This is a genomic window from Streptomyces geranii (assembly GCF_002954775.1).
Taxonomy (GTDB): domain Bacteria; phylum Actinomycetota; class Actinomycetes; order Streptomycetales; family Streptomycetaceae; genus Streptomyces; species Streptomyces geranii.
Window position 1 is genome coordinate 253,458 of the sequence record NZ_PJME01000004.1, and the last position, 19,077, is coordinate 272,534.

The following is a 19,077-nucleotide window of genomic DNA, read 5'->3' on the forward strand; positions in this document are numbered from 1 at the left end:
CGGGGCAAGGCGGTCATGGGTGACGTGGGCGTACCGATCCTCAGCGTGGTGGCGGGTCCTCACCCCGGTAGCGGAACCGGTCGAAGGCGACGGAGCCTTCGGTGGCGTACATCCCGACGACCCGGCCGGTGAAGGCGGCGGCGGTCTCCGCCGAGACGTAGCGGCCGTCCAGCGCGGCCAGTTCCACCCGGCCCGCGTCCGTCTCGAAGGAGAGCCGGACCAGGTCGGGGCCGAGGGCGTCGGGCCCTGTCCCGCCGAGCGGCTCGGTCTCGATCCGTACCGTCACCTCGCCGGTTGTCGTTGCCGTCGTCGGGAGCGGGTGTTCCCAGTTCTGGCCGATCCCGCCCACCCGGGCCCGCGCCCGGGCGACACCGGCGCCCACCTCGATGTCGTAGTGGTGGAGTTCGTCGATGCGCAGGCTGAGCCCGCCGATCCCGCCCGAGCAGTCCACCCGTACCGAGAACTCGGCGGCCTGGTGCTGCTGGCGGCGGCCGACGAAACGGGGGCACGGGTCGTCCATGGTGGAGCCGTCGGCGTGCACGACCAGCCGCCCGGGGCGTTCGGTGAGCGAGGACCAGTCGGCGGCCGGGGTGCGCACCGAGAGCCATTCCGGGGCGAGGGAGGGGGCGGTGAAGTCGTCGGTGTGTTCGACCGGGGGGCCGGGCGGGCTCGGCTCGACCGGCCGGATCACCGGCCAGCCGTAGACCCACTCCACCGGGGCGCTGAACGTCTCGCGGCCCATGGGGGAGAAGGCCCGGGTCAGCCCGCGTGGCCGCATGCCCAGCATGACCATCGCCCAGCCGCCGTCGGGTGTCCGTACGAGGTCGGCGTGGCCGGTGTTCTGGATCGGGCGGTCGGTGCTGCGGGCGCTGAGGACCGGGTTGGCGGGGCAGCCCTCGAAGGGGCCGTCGGGGCGGGTGGAGCGGGCGATGCTGACGGCGTGCCCGCGTTCGGTGCCGCCCTCGGCGATCAGCAGATACCAGGTGTCGTCGATCTCGTAGAGGTGCGGGGCCTCGGGGAACATCAGTCCCGTCCCCGACCACAGCGACCGGGGCTCTTCGAGGGCCCGGCCGGTCTCGGGGTCTATCCGGACCTGCTGGATGCCCAGGTGGTCGCCGGGGCTGTCACCGTCGAGGCGTAGGCCGGAGTAGGTGACGTAGCAGGTGCCGTCGGCGTCCCAGGCGATGTCCGGGTCGATGCCGGACACGCCCTGCATGACGATGCCGTCGGACCAGGGGCCCTCGGCGCGGTCGGCCGTGAAGAGCAGGCTCCCGCGTCCCATGGCCTCGGTGACGACCAGCCAGAAGCGGCCGTCATGGTGGCGGATGGTGGGCGCCCAGGCGCCGCCCAGCGTGGGTATCTTCGCCAGGGCGAGCTGGCCGGGGCGGTCCAGGGCGTTGCCGATCTGCGTCCAGTGCGCGAGGTCGCGGCTGTGGAAGACGGGCAGGCCGGGCAGGTACTCGAAGCTGGAGCAGACGAGGTAGTAGTCGTCGCCGGCCCGGGTGACGCTGGGGTCCGGGTGGAAGCCAGGGACGGTGGGGTTGGGCAGGGGTATCGCTGTCATGCCGGGTCGCCCTTCGCTCCGGTGGTGTCGACGGAGCCGACGGAATCGGTGACGGAGCCGACGGAGTCGTCGACCGGTTCGCCGGCTTCGGCGAGTCGGCGCCGTTCGGCCCTGCGGGCCGCCTGCCGTTCCGGGTCCGGTACCGGCGCGGCGAGCAACAGGCGCTGCGTGTAGGGGTGTTCGGGAGTGCTGGTGACGGTGGCCGCGTCGCCGGTCTCGACGATCTCGCCCCGGTACATGACCGCCACCCGGTGACTGATGTGCCGTACGACGGAGAGGTCGTGGGTGACGAACAGATAGGCGACGCCGGTGCGTTCCTGGATCTCGACGAACAGGTCCAGCACCCGGGCCTGGGTCGACAGGTCGAGCGCGCTGACCGGTTCGTCGCAGACCACGATCCGCGGGTCCCGGGAGAGCGCCCGGGCGATGGCGACGCGCTGGCGCTGGCCGCCGGAGAACTCCCGGGGCAGCCGCTGACCGGCGTCGGCGGGCAGCCGCACCTGGTCCAGCAGGTCCTTCACCCGCCGCTCGGCCTCCGTACGCGAGGTCCCCGCGACCATCAGCGGCTCGCTGAGGATGTCGGTCACCGTCATCGCCGGGTTCAGGGAGGTGTACGGGTCCTGGAACACGACCTGGATCTCGCTGCTGAGCGCCCGGCGCTGCTTCTTGTCGAGGCCGGAGATGACCCGGCCGCCGTACCGCACACTCCCGGAGGTGACCGGGGCGAGGCCCAGGATGGCGCGGCCCAGGGTCGTCTTGCCGGACCCGGACTCGCCGACCAGCCCGAGGGTCTCACCGGCGCCGATCGTGATCGACACGCCCTTCAGCGCCCTGAACGGCGCCTTGCGCCAGCCCTTCGCCGGGTACTCCACGACCACCTGGTCGGCGACCAGCAAGGGCTCCGCCGAGGCGGGCGCGGGGGTCGGCGCGGGCCGGTCCTTGTCCAGTGTCCCGGTCATGCCCGGCCCTCCTGATGTGCGGTGTTCGTGGAGCCCGCGGTGGTGGTCGCGGGGGTGCGGCCGGGTGCGGGTCGTGGCTCGGCGTCCTCCAGCGTCGACGCCAGGAGCATGCGGGTGTACGGGTGTTGCGGCGCGGCGAACAGTTCGGACGCGGGCGCCGACTCCACCACGGCGCCGGTCTGCATCACCGAGACCCGGTCGCAGATGTCGGCCACCACCCCGAAGTCGTGGGTCACCAGGACCATGCCCATGTTCCGTTCACGCTGCAGCGACCGCATCAGGTCCAGCACCTCGGCCTGCACGGTCACGTCCAGTGCCGTGGTCGGCTCGTCGGCGATCAGCAGGTCGGGGTCGCAGGACACCGCCCCGGCGATCAGGACGCGCTGGGCCATACCGCCGGAGATCTGGTGCGGATACGAGGCGAACACGCGCTCCGGGTCGGCGATACCTACCCGCTCCAGCAGCCCCAGGGTCTTGGCCTTGGCCGCCGCCCGCGACAGCCCGAGGTGTCGCCGGACCGGCTCGACCAGCTGCGACCCGATACGGAAGGAGGGGTCGAGGTTGGACATCGGCTCCTGCGGCACGTACGCGATCCGGCGACCGCGCAGCCGGTTCATCTCGGCGCGGCCGAGACGGGCGAGGTCGGTGCCTTCGAACACCAGCCGCCCGGTGGAGACCTGGGCCTCCGGCGGCAGCAACCCGAGAACGGCGAAGGCGGTCTGGCTCTTCCCGGACCCCGACTCCCCGACCAGCCCGAGGACTTCCCCCCGCCGCACGGTCAGCGAGACCCCGTCGACGACGGTCTTCTCACCGCCGGCGGCCGGATAGGAGACGGTCAGCCCGTCGAGGACGAGCAGGGCGTCGGTGGCGGTCCGGGAGCCCGGTCGGGCACCGGCCATGGAGCCGGTCTCGGTGCCTGTACCGGTGGCTGTCCCGGCGTCCGGCCGGGAGTCTGTCCGGGGCTGCTGCTCGGCGTCCGGACCGGTGTCCGCCACGGACTTCGTTCCGGCGTCCGCCGTGGAGATTGTTCGTGCGTCCGGCCCGGCGTCTGGCTGGGGCGTGGAGTCCGGCCCTGTGTGCGGCTCGGAGCCCGCCGTCGCCGTGTCTGTCCCGGACCTCGGTCCGTTGTTCGGTCCGGGGGTCGGCGTCGAGGTTGCCTGGGGATTCGTCCCGGTCTCCGGTGCCGAATCCGTTGGGGAGGCTGCTTCGGAGCCGGCCCGAGTCTCCGTACCGGATCCCGTTCCCGTTCCCGTTCCCGTTCCCGAGTCCGAGTCCGAGTCCGAGTCCGTGTCCGTTCCGGGCGTCTCCTGGGCGACCGTCCGTGCCGCCGTCGGCTTGCGCTTGCGGGTTGTTCGGCGGGAGCGGCGGGTGGTGTTCGCGCTCGCGTCCAGTGCGTCCCGTAGCGCGTTGCCCAGCAGGCAGAACGCGGCGACCGTCAGGGCGAGGGCGGCGCCGGGCCACAGGAGCAGGATCGGTTTCGTGTAGATGTTCGCGAAGGCGTCGTTGAGCATCGAGCCCCAGCTGGCCTCGCTCGCCGAGCCCAGGCCGAGGAACTCCAGGCCGGACTGGATGACGATGGCGAGCCCGAGCATCTGGGCGGCCTGGATGATCGTCGGCGCCTGCACGACGGGGAGGATGTGGCGGCGTACGATCCGGCCGTCGGTCAGGCCGGAGACGCGGGCCGCGTCCACGTACAGCTCCTCGCGCACCGAGATGACCGACGCGCGGATCAGCCGGAACACTCCCGGTGACAGGAGGACGCCGAAGACCGCCATGCCGACGTAGGTGTTCTGGCCGATCGCCGACATCACGACCAGCAGGACGACGATCGCCGGCACCGCCATCAGCAGGTTGGCCAGCCAGCTGCCGACGGCGTCGAACCACCGGCGGTAGTAGCCGGCCACCAGACCGGCGGGGACGCCTATCACCAGGGCGACCGACACCGCGATCAGGGCTCCCAGGAGGCTGGTGCGTCCGCCGTAGAGGAGGCGGGCCAGGACGTCGCGGCCTACGCCGTCGCCGCCCAGCAGATGCTTGCCGCCGGCCGGGGCGAGCGTTTCGGTGAGGGAGGAGCGGGCCGGGTCCTGGCTGGTCAGCAGCGGTGCGAAGACGCTCGCCAGCGTGATGACCGCGAGGATCACCAGGCAGGCGACCGCCACGGGGTTGCGCAGCAGCCGGCGTACCAGGCCCGCCCGTACCGGGGTGGCCGTGGCGACGGCGGTCAGGTCCGCCTCGGACTGGGGGAGGGTCATCCGACACGCACCTTCGGGTTGAGCCAGCCGTACGCCACATCGAGCGCGATGTTGACCACGACGACGATGGCGACCATGACCACGACCACGCCCATGACGACGGGGGTGTCGCCCTGGGAGCCCGCGCTGGTCGCCTGACTGCCGATCCCGTTGAGACCGAACACCTTCTCGACGACCACCGCGCCGCCGACCAGGCCGATGAACTGCAGGGCCAGCACGGTCAGCGCGGCCGGGGCCGCGTTCCGCAGCGCGTGCCGGAACAGCAGGCTGCGCTCGCTGATGCCACGGGCGCGCAGGGTACGGACGTAATCCGCGCGCAGAACGTCCACCATGGAGCCGCGTACCTGCTGGGCGGTGGCGGCGATCGCCCCGACGGCGAGCGACAGCGCGGGCAGGGTGATCGACTTGAGCCAGCCGCTCGCCGAGTCCGCCAGAGGGATGTAGCCGGTCGCGGGCAGCCAGCCCAGGTCGACGCCGATGACCACGGCGAGGACCAGGGCGACCAGGAAACTCGGTACGGCGAAGCCCACCACGGCGAGCAGCTGCACCAGTTGGTCCAGCGCGCCCCGGCGGACCGCGGCGGCGACCCCGAGCAGGGTGCTCAGCACCGCGGACAGCAGCAGCGCGGCCAGCACGATCGACAGCGTGACCGGCAGCCGGTTGGCGAGCGAGTCCGTCACCGACTCCCCGCTGAACCACGAGGTGCCGAGATTGCCCTGCACCGCGTCCGTCAGCCAGTGCCAGTAGCGCTCGACCATGGGCTGGTCGAGCCCCAGCTCGGCGGACTTCGCGGCCACCTGCTCCTTGGTCGCGGTCTGTCCCACGATCTGCCGCGCCGGGTCGGAACCGGTGAGGCCCATCAGCGCGAACGTCGTGGTCGCGATCACCACGACCAGCGCCAGTCCGGCGGCGACGCGCCGGGCCACGAAAACGATCACTGGTCTCTCCTCCTTTCCTTCCTGCTTCTCCCCCTGGCCGGCCGGGTCAGCCGGCGGGCTTGAAGTTGTAGATCGGCGGCACGGCGGCGAACTGCTGCGGGGTGAAGGTGACGTTCTTGCTCGTCGCGTAGTTGTTCTGCACCGAGTCCCAGGGCGCGTTCCAGGCCTGGTCGACGAGGTAGGTGTTGATCTCCTTGAACAGCGAGTCCTGCGCCGCCCCGGTGGCCGCCTGCGCCTTCCCGATCAGGGCCTCCAGCTTCGGGTCGTCGGTGTGCAGCGGGTTCCACAGCGAGGCCTTGGCCACCTGGAGCTGGATGGTGTCCCAGGGGCGGAAGGAGGCCAGCACCATGTACGACATGGGGTACTTGCCGGCCAGCAGCTTGGTGAGGACCTGGTCGGTCGGCACCTTGTCCAGCTTGACCTTGACCCCGATGTCCGCCAACTGCTGGGTCATGGCGGCCTGTTGGTCGGGGAATACCGCGGAGAAGTCCGGCATGGTGACGCTGAAGCCGTTCGCGTAACCCGCCTCCGCGAGCAGCTGCTTCGCCTTGGCCGGGTCGTAGGTGTACTTCGAGTCCAGCGACTTCTCGAAGGCCGAGCCGGCCGGGTTGAAGATCTGGGTCGTCGCCTGGCCCAGACCGCCCTTGGCGGTCTTGACGATGGTCTCCCGGTCGAAGGCGTAGTTCAGCGCCTGCCGGACCCGGACATCGCCAAGTGCCTTGACCTGCTTGCCCGCCCGGTCCCAGATGTACAGGCCCTCGACGTCGCCGGAGGTGTACTTGGTGATCGTCAGCCCGCTGCTCTTGGCCGGCGCGACGTTCTTGGCGTTGGTCAGCACCGCGCCGTTGATCTGTCCCGAGCGCAGCGCGTTGAGGACGGCGGTGGGGTCGGTCAGGGGCTTGAGGACGATCTTGTCGTAGGGGAACGCGGCCTTGTTCCAGTAACCGGGGTTGCGCACGAAGGTGTACGTGCTGCCCGTGGTGGTCGCCGACTTGTCCAGCGTGTACGGGCCCGAACCGACCGGCCCCGACTTCAGCGTCCCGGCGGTGATGGCCTTGGGGCTGGCGATCATGCCGGCCACGTTGCCCAGGTTCGCCAGCAGGGAGGGGTCGGGAGCCGAGAGGTTGATCGTGAACGTGGACGCGTCGGTCACGTCCACCCCGCTGATGCCCTTGAGCTGGCCCGCGGCCTCGTTGGTGCCGTCCTTGGTGTGCAGCAGGTTCGCCTTGACCGCGGCGGCGTCCAGCGCGGTGCCGTCGGTGAACTTCACCCCGGTGCGCAGCGTGACGGTCAGCTTGGTGTTGGTGGCGTCGTACGACCACTTGGTGGCCAGGTTGGGCTTGACCTCGGCGGTCGGGGAGATCCGGAACAGGGAGTCGTAGACGGGCTGGTAGTACTGCGTGTTGTTGCCGAGCCCGGCGTCGGCCAGGTCCCAGGGCTGGGCCTGGACGAGGGGCGCCAGGGTCAGCGTGCCCCCGGTGGCACCTCCGCTGCCGCTGTCCGATCCGGATCCGCAGGCAGTCGCGCCCAGGGCCAGGGCGACCGCCACGGCCGTCAGCGTCATTCTTCGCATGGGTAGCTCCGCGTTCGTGGAGGGCGGCGAGGCAGAACCGCCCGCGGTGACTGATGGAGAAGGGGGGAGGGAGGAGGGGGGAGGTGCGTTGCTGGGGGAGCGAGGTGGGGCGGGGGCAGGGGCGGGGCGCGTGTTCTCATCGGTGTCTCACTCCTCGGTCACTGCTCGTCACCCCTCGGTCGCCCGGAGGCGGACCGCGATGTACGGGCGGGCGGGCAGCGGCAGGGTGAAAGCGCCCTCGTACGTGCCCGGGAGCCGGGTGACGGTCATGTTCCAGGTGTCGATGACCTCGGCCTCGTAGCGCACGCCCGGGGTCAGCGCGAAGGTGCGGTGCCGGGGCTGCATGAAGCCGAAGTAGACGAGGCGGTAGCGATCCTCGATGCCGCCGGCCGGCACGTCCCAGTCCGTGGGCAGCGGGTCGATGCCGTCGCCCGGGGTCTCTTCGAGGATGTCCCGCAGGAAGGCGATACGGGCCGGGCTCTCGCCCTTCAGCTCGCCGCCCTTCGACCACCACAGGACGTCGTCGTCGGAGAGGTAGGTCTCGCCGTGGGTGACGTATCCGCCGCGCACCGTGGCCTCCCAGAAGCGCCGGACCAGTTCCTGGGGGGTGAGGTTGCCCCAGCCCTGGTCGATGTCGCCCTCGTAGCCGACCTCGTCGATCACCACGGGCTTGCCCCAACGGGTGCGCCATTCATCGGTGTTCTCGGCGGTGCGGTAGACGTCGACGCGCTGCACGCTGGAGTGGGTCACCCAGTCGACACTGTTGTCCCAGAACTCCCGGCAGTTGTGGACCCCGAGCAGATGACCGTGCGGATCGCACTCCCGCACGGTCGCGGCGGAGCGGGCCCAGTGGCCGGAGTCCTTGGCCCACATCAGGTCGTACTCGTTGGCCAGCGACCACCACACGTTGGGGTACGCCGCCAGCCGGGACACCACGTACCGCAGATAGCGCTCGTCGGCGACGGGCCCCATGTCGGAGAAGCCCCAGCGGTCGTACGGGTGGAAGAGGATCAGGTCGGACTCGATGCCCAGTTCGCCGAGCTGGGCGATGCGCTGCTCAAGGTGCCGGAAGTACGCGGGCACGGGCCGCCGGAAGTCCCAGCCCTCCTCGGGCGAGCCCTCGAACGGGTAGAGCGGCGGCTCGTTGGTGTTGTGGAGGTAGGCCTTGGGGAAGACGCACATCCGCACCTTGTTGAAGGGGCTGTCGGCCAGACTCCGCAGGGTCTGTTCCTCCAGCTTGTCGCCCTGGTGGGTCCAGGCGTACGCGGTGGTGCCGACCGGCAGATGGCGGGTGCCGTCGGCGTGCCGGAAGTGGAAGGTGCCGTGCACGCGCACCGGGCCGTGGGCCCCGGCGGTGGCCGGTCCGCAGGCGAAGGCGCCCTCGACCGCGTCCAGCGAGCGGGCGTTGCTGGTCGTACGGAACGACCAGTCGCCCTCCTCGTCGGGCAGGAACCGGACCCGGTGGACGCCGTCGCCGTCGTAGAAGCCGTGGGCGGTCAGGACGCGGTCGCCGTGCCGGAACTCGACGCGCAGCTCGACGTCCGTGAAGGGGTTGCCGTGCGAGGGCCCGTGGAGTTCCAGCTCGAAGGTGCTCCAGCGGGTGGCCGTCCCGGCAACCACCAGCCGGGCGCTGCCCACCTGTACGTCCGCCGGCTCGTAGTCGGGGGACGGGGTGACCCGCTGCTCGGCCGGGTGGGGCGGCTCGGCGGCGGACTCGTCGACGGCGGCCAGCTCCGCGTAGAAGGCGTCACGGGCGGCGGGGTCGGCCCGCATCGACTCCAGGAAGCCGGTCACCTGCTCCAGCGGGGCGTACCGGAGCTGGATCTCCAGGGGCGCGTTGACGATTCCGCTGAGGTGTTTGCGTACGACGGCTTCGGCCTGCTTGTTCCGCAGGACCTCTCCGAGGAGGGAGGAGGGACCGTAGGGCATTGCTGCACTCCTGGATGTGTGGTTCTAACCGAGCAGTGCCGTACGGACGATCCGCTGGACGGCCATCGCGTCGTGGGCGGCCTGGGCGGCGCGCAGCGCGTCCAGGGGCAGCAACTCGGCCTTGGCCTCCAGCGCCCGCAGGGTCGCCACCGACTCCCGAACCGCCTCGCCCGCGTCCTCCCGGTAGGGGAACAGGTCCAGCTTCAGCGGCTTCTCCCAGCCGATCTCCCGTACCACGTGCAGGAATTCGAGCGTTTCCACGAGGTGCAGCGCGCCGGCCGTCAGGTCGTCGTCCCACTCGCGGTAGTTGTCGTCCAGCTCGATGTCGACCAGCCGGCCCATGGAGTGGGCCAGGGTGAGCGCCTCGGCCGGGTTCTCCTTGGCGAAGAGGGAGTGGCCGAAGTCGACGACCAGGCCGACGTTGTCCACGCCCATCTGCTCGATGGCGAGCAGGCTCGCGGCGGCGGTGGACCAGAAGAGCCGGTTGCGGGGCTCCTTGAGCTTGTACTCGATGGCGAAGGTGACGTCCGGGAAGGCCCGTGCCACGTCCCGGATGCCCTCGATCGCGTGGCGGCGCAGGGTCGCGTAGTCGACCTGGAAGGGGTAGTCGTAGCCGTCCTGGCCGGGCCAGAACTTCACGTAGCCCGCGCCCAGTTGGCGGGCCGCCTCCACCGACTCGTGTGCCAGGTCCAGCGCCCGGGTGCGGGTTGCGGCGTCCGGCGCGGTGAACGAGCCGCTGCGGAAGCCGCGGTCGTAGATCACGGGGGTGACGCAGACCGCCGACAGGCCGTGTGCCGTGAGGGACTTGCCCACGTCGTCGACCGTCGTCCCCTGGTCGAAGGGGTAGTTGAGGTCCAGGCCGACCAGTTCGCCGGAACGGGCGGCCAGTTCGATGGTTTCCAGTGTGGGGACGACGGGGCCGTAGCCGTCCGTCGCGTACCGGTCGATGATGCGGCCGAAGGTCCACATGCCACCGGTGAAGGTGCGGGGAGCCGGATGGGGAGCCACAACAACTCCTTCTGAATATTTATTCACGCAATGTTACCTTTGATGGCCGGGACCGTAAAATCTGCCGACCGCCGGTGTCAAGAGTGGCGTAGCTATGAATATCGGGCGGACCGTGCGTGCTCAATGTGCTCATTCCACCCTTGCGTTCGACCCCTTGACGGCCTCGGGTGGCGAGGCGCATCATCGCGGCGAGTAGAAATTAAAGTGCTGAATGGATATTCATATGCTCGCTGTCGATCACTCCACCGCGGCGGACCATCACGCACTGCGCCGGGCCGTCCGCGCCGCGGAACCCCCGGAAGCGGTGCGCCTGTTGCGGACCCTGTCCACCGAAGTCCGTCTGACGATCGTCGACATGATCAGCCGGGCCCGGATGGGTCACATCGGCGGTGACCTCTCGGTGACCGACATCCTCGTGACCCTCTTCGGCGCCGTCCTCGACGTCGACCCCGAACACCCGAGGGCACCCGGCCGGGACCGGCTGATCCTCAGCAAGGGCCACTGCGCCGCCGCCCTGTACGCCACCCTGGCCCGCTGCGGATACTTCCCGGCGGCCGAGCTGGCCACCTACATGGCCCCGTACTCCGCCCTCAACGGCCACCCCAACCGCCAGAAGGTCCCCGGCGTCGAGACCAACACCGGCCCCCTCGGCCACGGCTTCCCGGTCGCCGTCGGCTGCGCCCTCGGCGCCCGGCTGCGCGGCGACGGCGCCCGTACCTTCGTGGTCCTCGGCGACGGCGAACTCCAGGAGGGCAGCAACTGGGAGGCCGCGATGTCCGCGAGCCACCACGGCCTGGACCGGCTCTGCGCCGTCGTCGACCGCAACCGGCTCCAGCAGGGCGCCCGTACCGAGGACACGGTCCGGCTCGACCCGCTGGCCGACAAATTCGCCGCGTTCGGCTGGGAGGTCCGCGAGAGCGACGGACACGACCACGGCGCCCTGCTCGACGCCTTCGCCCCCTCCACCACCGGCCGGCCGGTCGCCGTCATCGCCCACACCGTCAAGGGCAAGGGCGTCTCGTTCATCGAGGACCGCGTCGAGTGGCACCACAAGGTGCCCACCCCGGACCAGGTGCACGCCGCCATCGAGGAGCTGACCCGTTGACCGAGACCCGCACCCCGGCCCGCACCGACGCCCCGGTGACCCCTGCGCCGGGCCCCGATGCCCCGGTGTACGACTGCCGCACGGTCTTCGCCGAGGAGCTGGCCGCCCTCGCCCGCGAGGACGAACGCGTGGTCGTCGTCTGCAACGACTCCGTGGGCTCCAGCAACCTCGTCGGCTTCCGCGAGGAGTTCCCCGACCGGCTGATCAACGTCGGCATCGCCGAACAGAACATGGTCGGCGTCGGCGCGGGCCTCGCCAACGCGGGCCTCGTCCCCTTCGTCTCCGCCGCCGGACCCTTCCTCACCGGACGGGCCCTGGAGCAGATCAAGGCCGACTGCGCCTACAGCGGCTTCCGGGTGATCCTCTGCGGCCAGAGCCCCGGCATGGCGTACGGCGAACTCGGCCCCACCCATCACTCCGTCGAGGACCTGTCCTGGCTGCGTGCCGTGGCCGGCCTCACCGTCGTCGTCCCCGCCGACCGCGCCCAGACCCGGGCCGCCCTGCGCTGGGCGTACGCCCACGAAGGCCCCAGCTATCTGCGCATCCCGCGCTTCAAGGTCCCCGACGTCACCCCGCCCGACGCCCCCTTCGAGCACGGCCGCGCCCAGGTGCTGCGGGAGGGCGACGACGTCACCCTCGTCGCCATCGGCACGCTCGTCTCCCGCGCCCTGACCGCAGCCGAGCGGCTCGCCGCCGAGGGCGTCTCCGCGCGCGTCCTCAACGTCCCCTTCGTCGATCCGCTCGACACCGCCGAGATCCAGCGGGCCGCCGAGGAGACCCAGGGCCTGGTCGTCGCCGAGGAGGCCACCCTCAGCGGCGGTCTGGGCGCCGCCGTGGCCTCGCTCACGGGACGGCACCGTCCGGTCCCGCTGAGACTGCTGGGCGTCACCGGATTCGCCCCGACCGGCAGCCCCGAAGGGCTCCTGGAACACTTCGGACTCACCGCCGACGGCGTCCACGCCGCCGCCCGCGACGTCCTCGGCCTGCCATCCTCGACGTCATGAACCAGCCGCTGCTGCTCGCCGTCGACCAGGGCACCTCCGCCACCAAGGCGCTCCTCGTGGACGCGTCCGGTGCCGTCGTCGCCTCGGCGTCAGCCCAGCTCGCCATCGACCACCCGCGCCCCGGCTGGGCCCAGCAGTCGGCCGAGGACATCTGGGACAGCGTCCTGGAGGCCGTGGCGAAGTGCCTGGCCGGACAGGACCCGAGCCGGGTCGCCGGAATCGGCCTCTCCAACCAGCGCGAGTCCTGTCTCCTCTGGGAACGCGCCACCGGACGCCCCCTCGGCCCGGTCATCGGCTGGCAGGACCGGCGTACGGCCGACCGCTGCGCCACCCTCCTCGCCGACGGCCTCGACGCGGACGTCCGCCGCACCACCGGGCTGCCCCTGGACCCGATGTTCAGCGCGCTCAAGGCCCAGTGGCTGCTCGACACCCACGACCCGGACCGCACCCGCTCCCGGCGCGGCGAGCTGTGCCTCGGCACGGTCGACTCCTGGCTGCTGTGGCGCCTGGGCGGCGGCTGGGAGCACCTGATCGAACTGGGCAACGCCGCCCGCACCCAGCTCCTCGACGTCCGCCGCCGCGACTGGGACGAACGGCTCCTCGACGTCTTCGGCATCCCCGCCGGGACACTGCCCAGGATCACCGCGTCGACGGGCCCCTTCCCCGCCGTACGCGATGTCCCGCCCCTCCCCGACGGCACCCCGGTCCTGTCCGTGCTCGGCGACTCGCACGCCGCCCTGTTCGGGCACGGCGTCTTCGTCCCCGGCAGCGTCAAGGTCACCTACGGCACCGGATCGTCGGTCATGGGCCTGATCCCCGGGCCCGAGCGCGCCGAGGGCTCCCCGCTCTGTCTCACCCTGGCCTGGGACGACGGGACGCCCGCCTACGCCCTGGAGGGCAACATCCGCTCCTCCGGCGCCACCGTGCGCTGGCTTGCCGGACTGCTCCGGCTCGGCGAGGCGGAACTGGCCGGTCTCGCGGCACCCGACTCGGCGGGCGTGCACCTGGTCCCGGCCTTCGGGGGACTGGCCGCCCCCTGGTGGGACAACGACGCCACCGGCCTCCTCTCCGGGCTCACCTTCGCGACGGGCGTGCCCGAACTGGCGCGGGCCGCCCTGGAGTCCGTCGCCTTCCAGATCGAGGACGTGGTGGCCGGGCTCGACTCCGCGACCGGCCGCGTCACCGCGCTGCTCGCGGACGGCGGCGCCACCGACAACGCCGCCCTCATGCAGCTCCAGGCCGACACCTCCGGACGTATCGTCCGCCGACCCCGCAACCGCGACCTGTCCGCACTGGGCACGGCACACATGGCGGGCTGCGCCCTCGGCATGTTCACCAAGACCCGGCTCGCCGGTCTGCCCCGGGGCGAGGAGGTGTACCGCCCACGACGGCCCGACGACGAGCGCGAGCGCGCACTGGGCGCCTGGCACGAGGCGGTGGCCAGAGCGCGCGCCGACGCCGGTACGGCCCCAGGGAGCCTCACGACGGACTCCGAGGGTGTCGGCACGGACCCCGGGAGTGCCACGGCGTCCCGCGCGCGGGTGGCCGTAGAGGATGAGCACCGCGACTCCCGGCGCCGGGCCCAGTAGGGTGCGTCCTGTGTTCCAGCATGCCGACCTGAGCAGCCACGAGTCTGCCGACAAGCTCAGGCTGATCGTCCGCGTAGCGCGCATGTACCACGAGCGCGGGCTGCGGCAGGCCGAGATCGCCAAGGCTCTCGGCCTCTCCCAGGCAGGCGTGTCCCGACTGCTGCGCCATGCGGCCGAGCGGGGGGTCGTCCGTACGATCGTCGTGTCGCCGCCGGGCATCCACAGCGAACTGGAGGACGCGCTCGCCGCGCGCTACGAGATCACCGACGTGGTCATCGTCGACAGCGACGACCTGCCCGACCACCCGCGCACCCTGCTGCGGGCACTGGGCTCGGCAGCCGCCACCTATCTGGACGCCGCCTTCCGGCCGGGTGACGTGGTCGGCGTCTCCACCTGGAGCGAGACCCTGCTCGCGGCCGTCGAGGCGATGCAGCCCTCCCGCATGCAGGGCGCCGAGAAGGTCGTACAGCTGATGGGGGGCATGGGAGACCCGCAGGGCCAGGTGCAGGCGACCCGGCTCACCGCCCGGCTCGCCGAACTCATAGGCGCGGGACCGCTGTTCGTCCGGGCCCCGGGGCTGGTCGGCTCGGCGCAGGCCCGCCTGTCACTCCTCCACGACCCGGCGGTGCTCGAAGTGGGCCAGGCCTGGGACCGGCTGACCGCCGTCCTGGTCGGCATCGGCAGCCTCCGGCCGTCCCCCCTGCTCCAGCTGAGCGGCAACGCGGTCGCCGAGGCCGAGATCACCCGGCTGCGCCAGCTCGGCGCGGTGGGCGACATCTGCCAGCGCTTCTTCGACGAGGACGGCGTCCATGTCGACGCGGGCCTGGGCGAGCGGACCATCGGGGTCTCCGTGGACCAGCTCCGCAGCGTTCCGCGCCGGATCGCCGTGGCGGGCGGCGACCACAAGTACACCGCCGTACGGGGCGCGGTGCGCGGCAAATGGATCACCGCACTGGTGACGGACATCAAGACGGCGCGTCGGCTGCTCGACGAGTCCTGACCCCCGCCCGCCCGGTGGGCACCGGACCACAACCGGACCTCAAGCGTTACGCCCCCGAACCAGCCTCCGAACGGGGAGGCAACGCGCCCGGCCGATCGTGGAGCCTTCACGAGCCGCCGGCGGGAAGTCTCCGCCGGGACAGCGAGGAGGCCGCGCGTTGGGGACCGAGCAGTTGTCCATGTACGGATATGCGACCAAGGCCGAGGTCCTCGCGGACGCGCGGCGGTACTGGAACCCCGGCAAGACGGAGTTCTGGCAGGACGAGGGCGTACCGCTCGTCATCGGGGAACGGTCCGGATACCGGCTGACGGACGTCGACGGCCACGAGGTGATCGACGTCCACCTCAACGGCGGCACCTACAACCTCGGCCACCGCAACCAGGAACTGGTGGCCACGCTCACCCACGCGCTGCGCCATCTCGACATCGGCAACCACCACTTCCCCACCCCCGGCCGCGCCGCCCTGGCCCGGCGGCTCGTCGAGGCGACGCCCGGCGCCGACAAGGTGGTCTTCGGGTCCAGCGGCGGCGAGGCCGTCGACGTGGCGCTGAAGAGCGCGCGGTACGCCACCGGGCGGCGCGGGATCGTGTCGGTCGTCAAGGCCTACCACGGGCACACGGGGCTGGCGGTGGCCGCGGGCGACTCCCGGTTCTCCCGGTTGTTCGGGTCGGACAGCCCCGCCGAGTTCGTGCAGGTGCCCTTCAACGACCTCGCCGCGATGACGGCCGCGCTCGCCGGGCACGACATCGCGGCGGTGATCATGGAGACCGTCCCGGCCACCTACGGCTTCCCGATGCCCGAGCCCGGCTACCTGGCCGGCGTCAAACAGGCCTGCGAGGCCACCGGCACCCTCTACATCGCGGACGAGGTGCAGACCGGCCTGGGCAGGACCGGCGACCTGTGGGGCATCCACGGCGAAGGCGTCGTCCCCGACATCCTCGTCACCGGCAAGGGGCTCGGCGGCGGCCTCTACCCGATCAGCGCCGCCCTGCTCGGCCCGGCGGCGAGCGGCTGGCTGGACCAGGACGGCTTCGCCCACATGGCCACCTTCGGCGGCGCCGAACTCGGCTGCGCCGTCGCCGACCGGGTCCTGGAGATCACCGGGCGGGCCGACACCCGCGAGAACGTCCGCCTGCGCGTCGACCAAGTCGCGGCCGGACTCGCCGAACTGCGCGCCGACCTCCCGCACGCGCTCACCGGCATCCGGCAGAAGGGCCTGGTCATCGGCCTGGAATTCGGCGCCACCGGCGCCAAGCCGGTGATGACCGAGCTGTACCGGCAGGGCGTCTGGGCGATCTTCTCGACGCTCGACCCGGCCGTCCTCCAGTTCAAGCCGGGACTGCTGCTCACCGAGCAGGAGACCGCCGAGATCCTCGGCCGACTGCGGCTCGCCGTACGGAAGGTGGCCGCCGCCCATGACTGACACCCTCGCCACCACCCACCCCGGCCTCACCTGGGACCGCCAGGTCGGCGCCGCCCTCACCGCCTACGGCCGGGCCGGCACCCTGGCCGAAGCCCGGCTGCTGAGCCTCTCCGAGAACGCCACCTACCTCTGCACCTTCACCGACACCCCCGAACCGCTCGTCCTGCGCCTGCACCGGCCCGGGTTCCGCACCCTCCCGCAGATCCGCAGCGAGCTGATGTGGATCGAACGGCTGCGGGCGGACGGCGCGGTCGCCACCCCCGCCGTGCTGCCGACCCCGTCCGGCGAACGGGCCGCGAGCTTCCCCGGCGCGGACGGTACGGTCCAGCACGCGGCCCTGTTCGAATTCGCGCCCGGCGCCGAACCCGACACCACGGACTTCACGGACGTGATGGAACTGGTGGGCCGGGAGACCGCCGCCCTGCACACCCACGCGCTGGAGTGGCGACGCCCCGACGGCTTCACCCGGCCCGACTGGGACCTCGACAACCTGATCGGCGCCGCCTCCCTCTGGGGCCGCTGGCGGGACAACCCGGACGTGGCGCTGACCTCCGGCGGCATCCAGGTCCTGGAGCGGGCGGAGGCGAAACTCACCCGCGAACTCACCACCTACGGCACCGGCGCGGCCGTCTTCGGCCTCATCCACGGCGACCTGCGCGCCGCCAACCTGCTCGTCGCCCCCGACGCGGTCCGGCTCATCGACTTCGACGACTGCGGCACCGGCTGGTTCCTCTACGACCTGGCCTGCGCCCTGTCGTTCGCCGAGCACGATCCGCGGGCGGCGGGCTGGGTGGCCGCCTGGCTGCGCGGCTACGAGTCACGGCGATCGTTGCGCGATGAGGACGTACGGGCCGTGCCCGCCCTGGTGATGCTGCGCCGGCTGATGCTCGTCGCCTGGGTCCACAAGCGCGGGGACACCCCCTTCGCCGCCTCGCTCCGGCCCGCGTTCGCCGCCCAGACGGTGGAACTGGCCCGCGGCTACCTGGCCGACGGCTACCTCACCGCCGTACGCCATGGCCGCTGAACCCGCCGACACCCCGCTCGGACCGGCCGCCGGGCGGATCGCGGAGGGTGTGCTCGCCATGATCGGACGCGGCGAGGTCCGGATGGGCGGACGGCTGCCCACCGAACGCCGGCTGTCCCAACTCTTCGGCGCGAGCCGGGAGTCGGTCCGGCGGGCCCTGCAACGGCTCGAAAGCCAGGGCGAGGTGCGCCGGGTGCGCGGCCGGGGCGGCGGGACCTTCGCCCTGCACGCCAACCCGAACTGGCCCGTCTACGGCTGGAGTCGCCTCGCGGACGGCGACCGGCGGGTGGTGGCCCGGCAACCGGGCGTCGACGTGAACGTCCCCGAACTGCTGCGGCACCAGCACTTCGAGGTCGCGACCCGCGTCCTGTCCGCCGAGCAGCGGCGGGCCGGCACCGAGGTGCGTACCGCGCTGGGCCTGCCGCCCGGCTCCGAGGCACTGGCGATCGAGCGGGTGCGGTTCGCGGACGGCGTCCCCCTGTCGTGGGAACGCCTGTTCGTGCCCGCGCGGCGCTTCCCCGGCCTCCTCGACCTGGACCTGACCGGCTCCCTGTCCCAACTCCTGCGCGACCGCTACGGCGTCACGGCCGCCGAGGTCCGCGAACGCATCCGGGTCCGCCTCGCCGAGGACCACCACACGCACCACCTGGACGTGTCCGTGGGCCAGCCGCTGCTGGCGATCACGCGCGTCTCCCACGACCAGTACGGCGAGCCCCTGGAGTTCTCCCACGACCTCTTCCGGGCCGACCGCACCGAACTCCACGTCTCCTCGACGCACGGCGCCGGGTGACGGCCCGTCGTTGAACCCGCAGACGCCCAGGAACCGAGACCACCAGATCACGAGGAACGACATGAACGCCCAGCACCGATCCCGTTCGGAATTCCAGTTCCAGGCCAGGAAGGTCGCCGTCGTCGGGGGTACCCGTGGTATCGGCGCGGCGATCGTCTCGACGTTCGTGCGCGCCGGGCACGACGTACTGCTCACCGGGCGGACCGTGCCGGACGCCGTCGTGGAGAAGTTCCGTTCCGAGGCGACGCGGGAGGGGCAGACCGTCGAGGCGCTCGCCCTGGACTCGGCGGCTCCCGACTCGGCGGAGCGGCTCGCGACGGCGGCCTCGGCGCGGATCGGCGGGCTCGACGTGCTGTGCCTGAACGCGGGCGTCTTCCCGAACAGGCCGCTCGCGGAACTGACGTACACGGATATCCGTGAGGTGTTCGCGGTCAACGTGGAGAGCCAGATGCTGGCCGTCGCCGCCTGCCTGCCGCTGCTGCGGGAGTCCGCGGCTGGCCGGGTCGTGTTCACCTCGTCGATCACCGGCCCGGTCACCGGCTTCCCAGGCTGGAGCCACTACGGCGCGAGCAAGGCGGCCCAACTCGGCTTCATGCGCACGGCGGCGCTGGAACTCGCGCCCCACGGCATCACCGTGAACGCGGTGGCCCCGGGGAATGTGGCGACGGAGGGTCTGGACGGGATGGGGGAGGACTACTTGGCCCAGATGACGGCGACGATCCCGCTCGGGCGCCTGGCCCGCCCCCAGGAGATCGCCGACGCGGTCGAGTTCCTCGCCGGTGAGCGGGCGTCGTTCATCACGGGCCAGGTCATCACGGTCGACGGCGGCCAGACCCTGCCCGAGTCGCCGGAGGCGGTGCTGCCACTCCCGACGGGGTCGCCTCGCTGACACGCCGATGCCGGGGCACTCGTGGACGAC

General features: G+C 71.8%; 15 protein-coding genes. 8 read left to right on the forward strand and 7 right to left on the reverse strand.

All coding sequences use genetic code 11. The features are described 5' to 3' along the window. Positions 1-40: 40 nt before the first annotated feature. The 7 genes from CW359_RS08165 to CW359_RS08200 all read right to left on the reverse strand — a co-directional run bounded on the left by CW359_RS08165 (position 41) and on the right by CW359_RS08200 (position 10,223). Positions 41-1,564 (reverse strand): glycoside hydrolase family 43 protein, encoded by a 1,524-nt coding sequence (locus CW359_RS08165; protein ID WP_232838288.1) that lies wholly within the window; start codon positions 1,562-1,564, stop codon positions 41-43. Further along, positions 1,561-2,523, reverse strand: coding sequence for an ATP-binding cassette domain-containing protein (locus tag CW359_RS08170; protein ID WP_105969099.1), 963 nt, complete (start codon positions 2,521-2,523; stop codon positions 1,561-1,563). Before CW359_RS08170 ends, CW359_RS08165 begins: the two co-directional genes overlap by 4 nt. Further along, entirely contained in the window at positions 2,520-4,775 is a 2,256-nt protein-coding gene (locus CW359_RS46320) for a dipeptide/oligopeptide/nickel ABC transporter permease/ATP-binding protein (protein WP_232838289.1), read from the reverse strand. The genes CW359_RS08170 and CW359_RS46320 overlap by 4 nt, the downstream gene beginning before the upstream one ends. Then, complete coding sequence (locus CW359_RS08185) at positions 4,772-5,713, reverse strand: ABC transporter permease (RefSeq protein WP_105969100.1); 942 nt, start codon at positions 5,711-5,713, stop codon at positions 4,772-4,774. Before CW359_RS08185 ends, CW359_RS46320 begins: the two co-directional genes overlap by 4 nt. Positions 5,714-5,759: 46 nt before the next feature. Beyond that, a complete protein-coding gene (locus CW359_RS08190) occupies positions 5,760-7,286 on the reverse strand; it encodes an ABC transporter substrate-binding protein (protein ID WP_105969101.1) in 1,527 nt (508 codons plus the stop codon). A 168-nt stretch (positions 7,287-7,454) separates the two neighbouring features. Then, positions 7,455-9,215 carry a DUF5605 domain-containing protein gene (locus tag CW359_RS08195; protein ID WP_105969102.1) on the reverse strand — a complete coding sequence of 587 codons (1,761 nt, stop codon included), beginning with the start codon at positions 9,213-9,215 and terminating at the stop codon, positions 7,455-7,457. Positions 9,216-9,239: 24 nt separating this feature from the next. Beyond that, on the reverse strand, positions 9,240-10,223 hold the full coding sequence (locus tag CW359_RS08200) for a sugar phosphate isomerase/epimerase family protein (RefSeq protein WP_198655131.1): 984 nt from the start codon (positions 10,221-10,223) through the stop codon (positions 9,240-9,242). 223 nt (positions 10,224-10,446) lie between these two features. On the opposite strand from CW359_RS08200, the gene CW359_RS08205 reads away from it, so the two are divergent. The 8 genes from CW359_RS08205 to CW359_RS08240 all read left to right on the forward strand — a co-directional run bounded on the left by CW359_RS08205 (position 10,447) and on the right by CW359_RS08240 (position 19,047). Further along, entirely contained in the window at positions 10,447-11,328 is an 882-nt protein-coding gene (locus tag CW359_RS08205) for a transketolase (RefSeq protein WP_105969103.1), read from the forward strand. After that, positions 11,325-12,332: a transketolase family protein gene (locus CW359_RS08210; protein ID WP_232838290.1), complete on the forward strand. Its 1,008-nt coding sequence runs from the start codon at positions 11,325-11,327 to the stop codon at positions 12,330-12,332. The genes CW359_RS08205 and CW359_RS08210 overlap by 4 nt, the downstream gene beginning before the upstream one ends. Next, complete coding sequence (locus CW359_RS08215; RefSeq protein ID WP_105969104.1) at positions 12,329-13,921, forward strand: FGGY-family carbohydrate kinase; 1,593 nt, start codon at positions 12,329-12,331, stop codon at positions 13,919-13,921. The genes CW359_RS08210 and CW359_RS08215 overlap by 4 nt, the downstream gene beginning before the upstream one ends. 10 nt (positions 13,922-13,931) lie before the next feature. Beyond that, a complete protein-coding gene (locus CW359_RS08220; protein WP_105969105.1) occupies positions 13,932-14,921 on the forward strand; it encodes a sugar-binding transcriptional regulator in 990 nt (329 codons plus the stop codon). Positions 14,922-15,078: 157 nt separating this feature from the next. After that, a complete protein-coding gene (locus CW359_RS08225; protein ID WP_232838291.1) occupies positions 15,079-16,344 on the forward strand; it encodes a class-III pyridoxal-phosphate-dependent aminotransferase in 1,266 nt (421 codons plus the stop codon). Next, positions 16,337-17,368 carry a phosphotransferase enzyme family protein gene (locus tag CW359_RS08230; protein ID WP_105969106.1) on the forward strand — a complete coding sequence of 344 codons (1,032 nt, stop codon included), beginning with the start codon at positions 16,337-16,339 and terminating at the stop codon, positions 17,366-17,368. The genes CW359_RS08225 and CW359_RS08230 overlap by 8 nt, the downstream gene beginning before the upstream one ends. Further along, on the forward strand, positions 17,358-18,158 hold the full coding sequence (locus tag CW359_RS08235) for a GntR family transcriptional regulator (RefSeq protein WP_105969107.1): 801 nt from the start codon (positions 17,358-17,360) through the stop codon (positions 18,156-18,158). The genes CW359_RS08230 and CW359_RS08235 overlap by 11 nt, the downstream gene beginning before the upstream one ends. Positions 18,159-18,219: 61 nt before the next feature. Beyond that, positions 18,220-19,047: an SDR family NAD(P)-dependent oxidoreductase gene (locus CW359_RS08240; protein ID WP_105969108.1), complete on the forward strand. Its 828-nt coding sequence runs from the start codon at positions 18,220-18,222 to the stop codon at positions 19,045-19,047. Positions 19,048-19,077 lie beyond the last annotated feature (30 nt).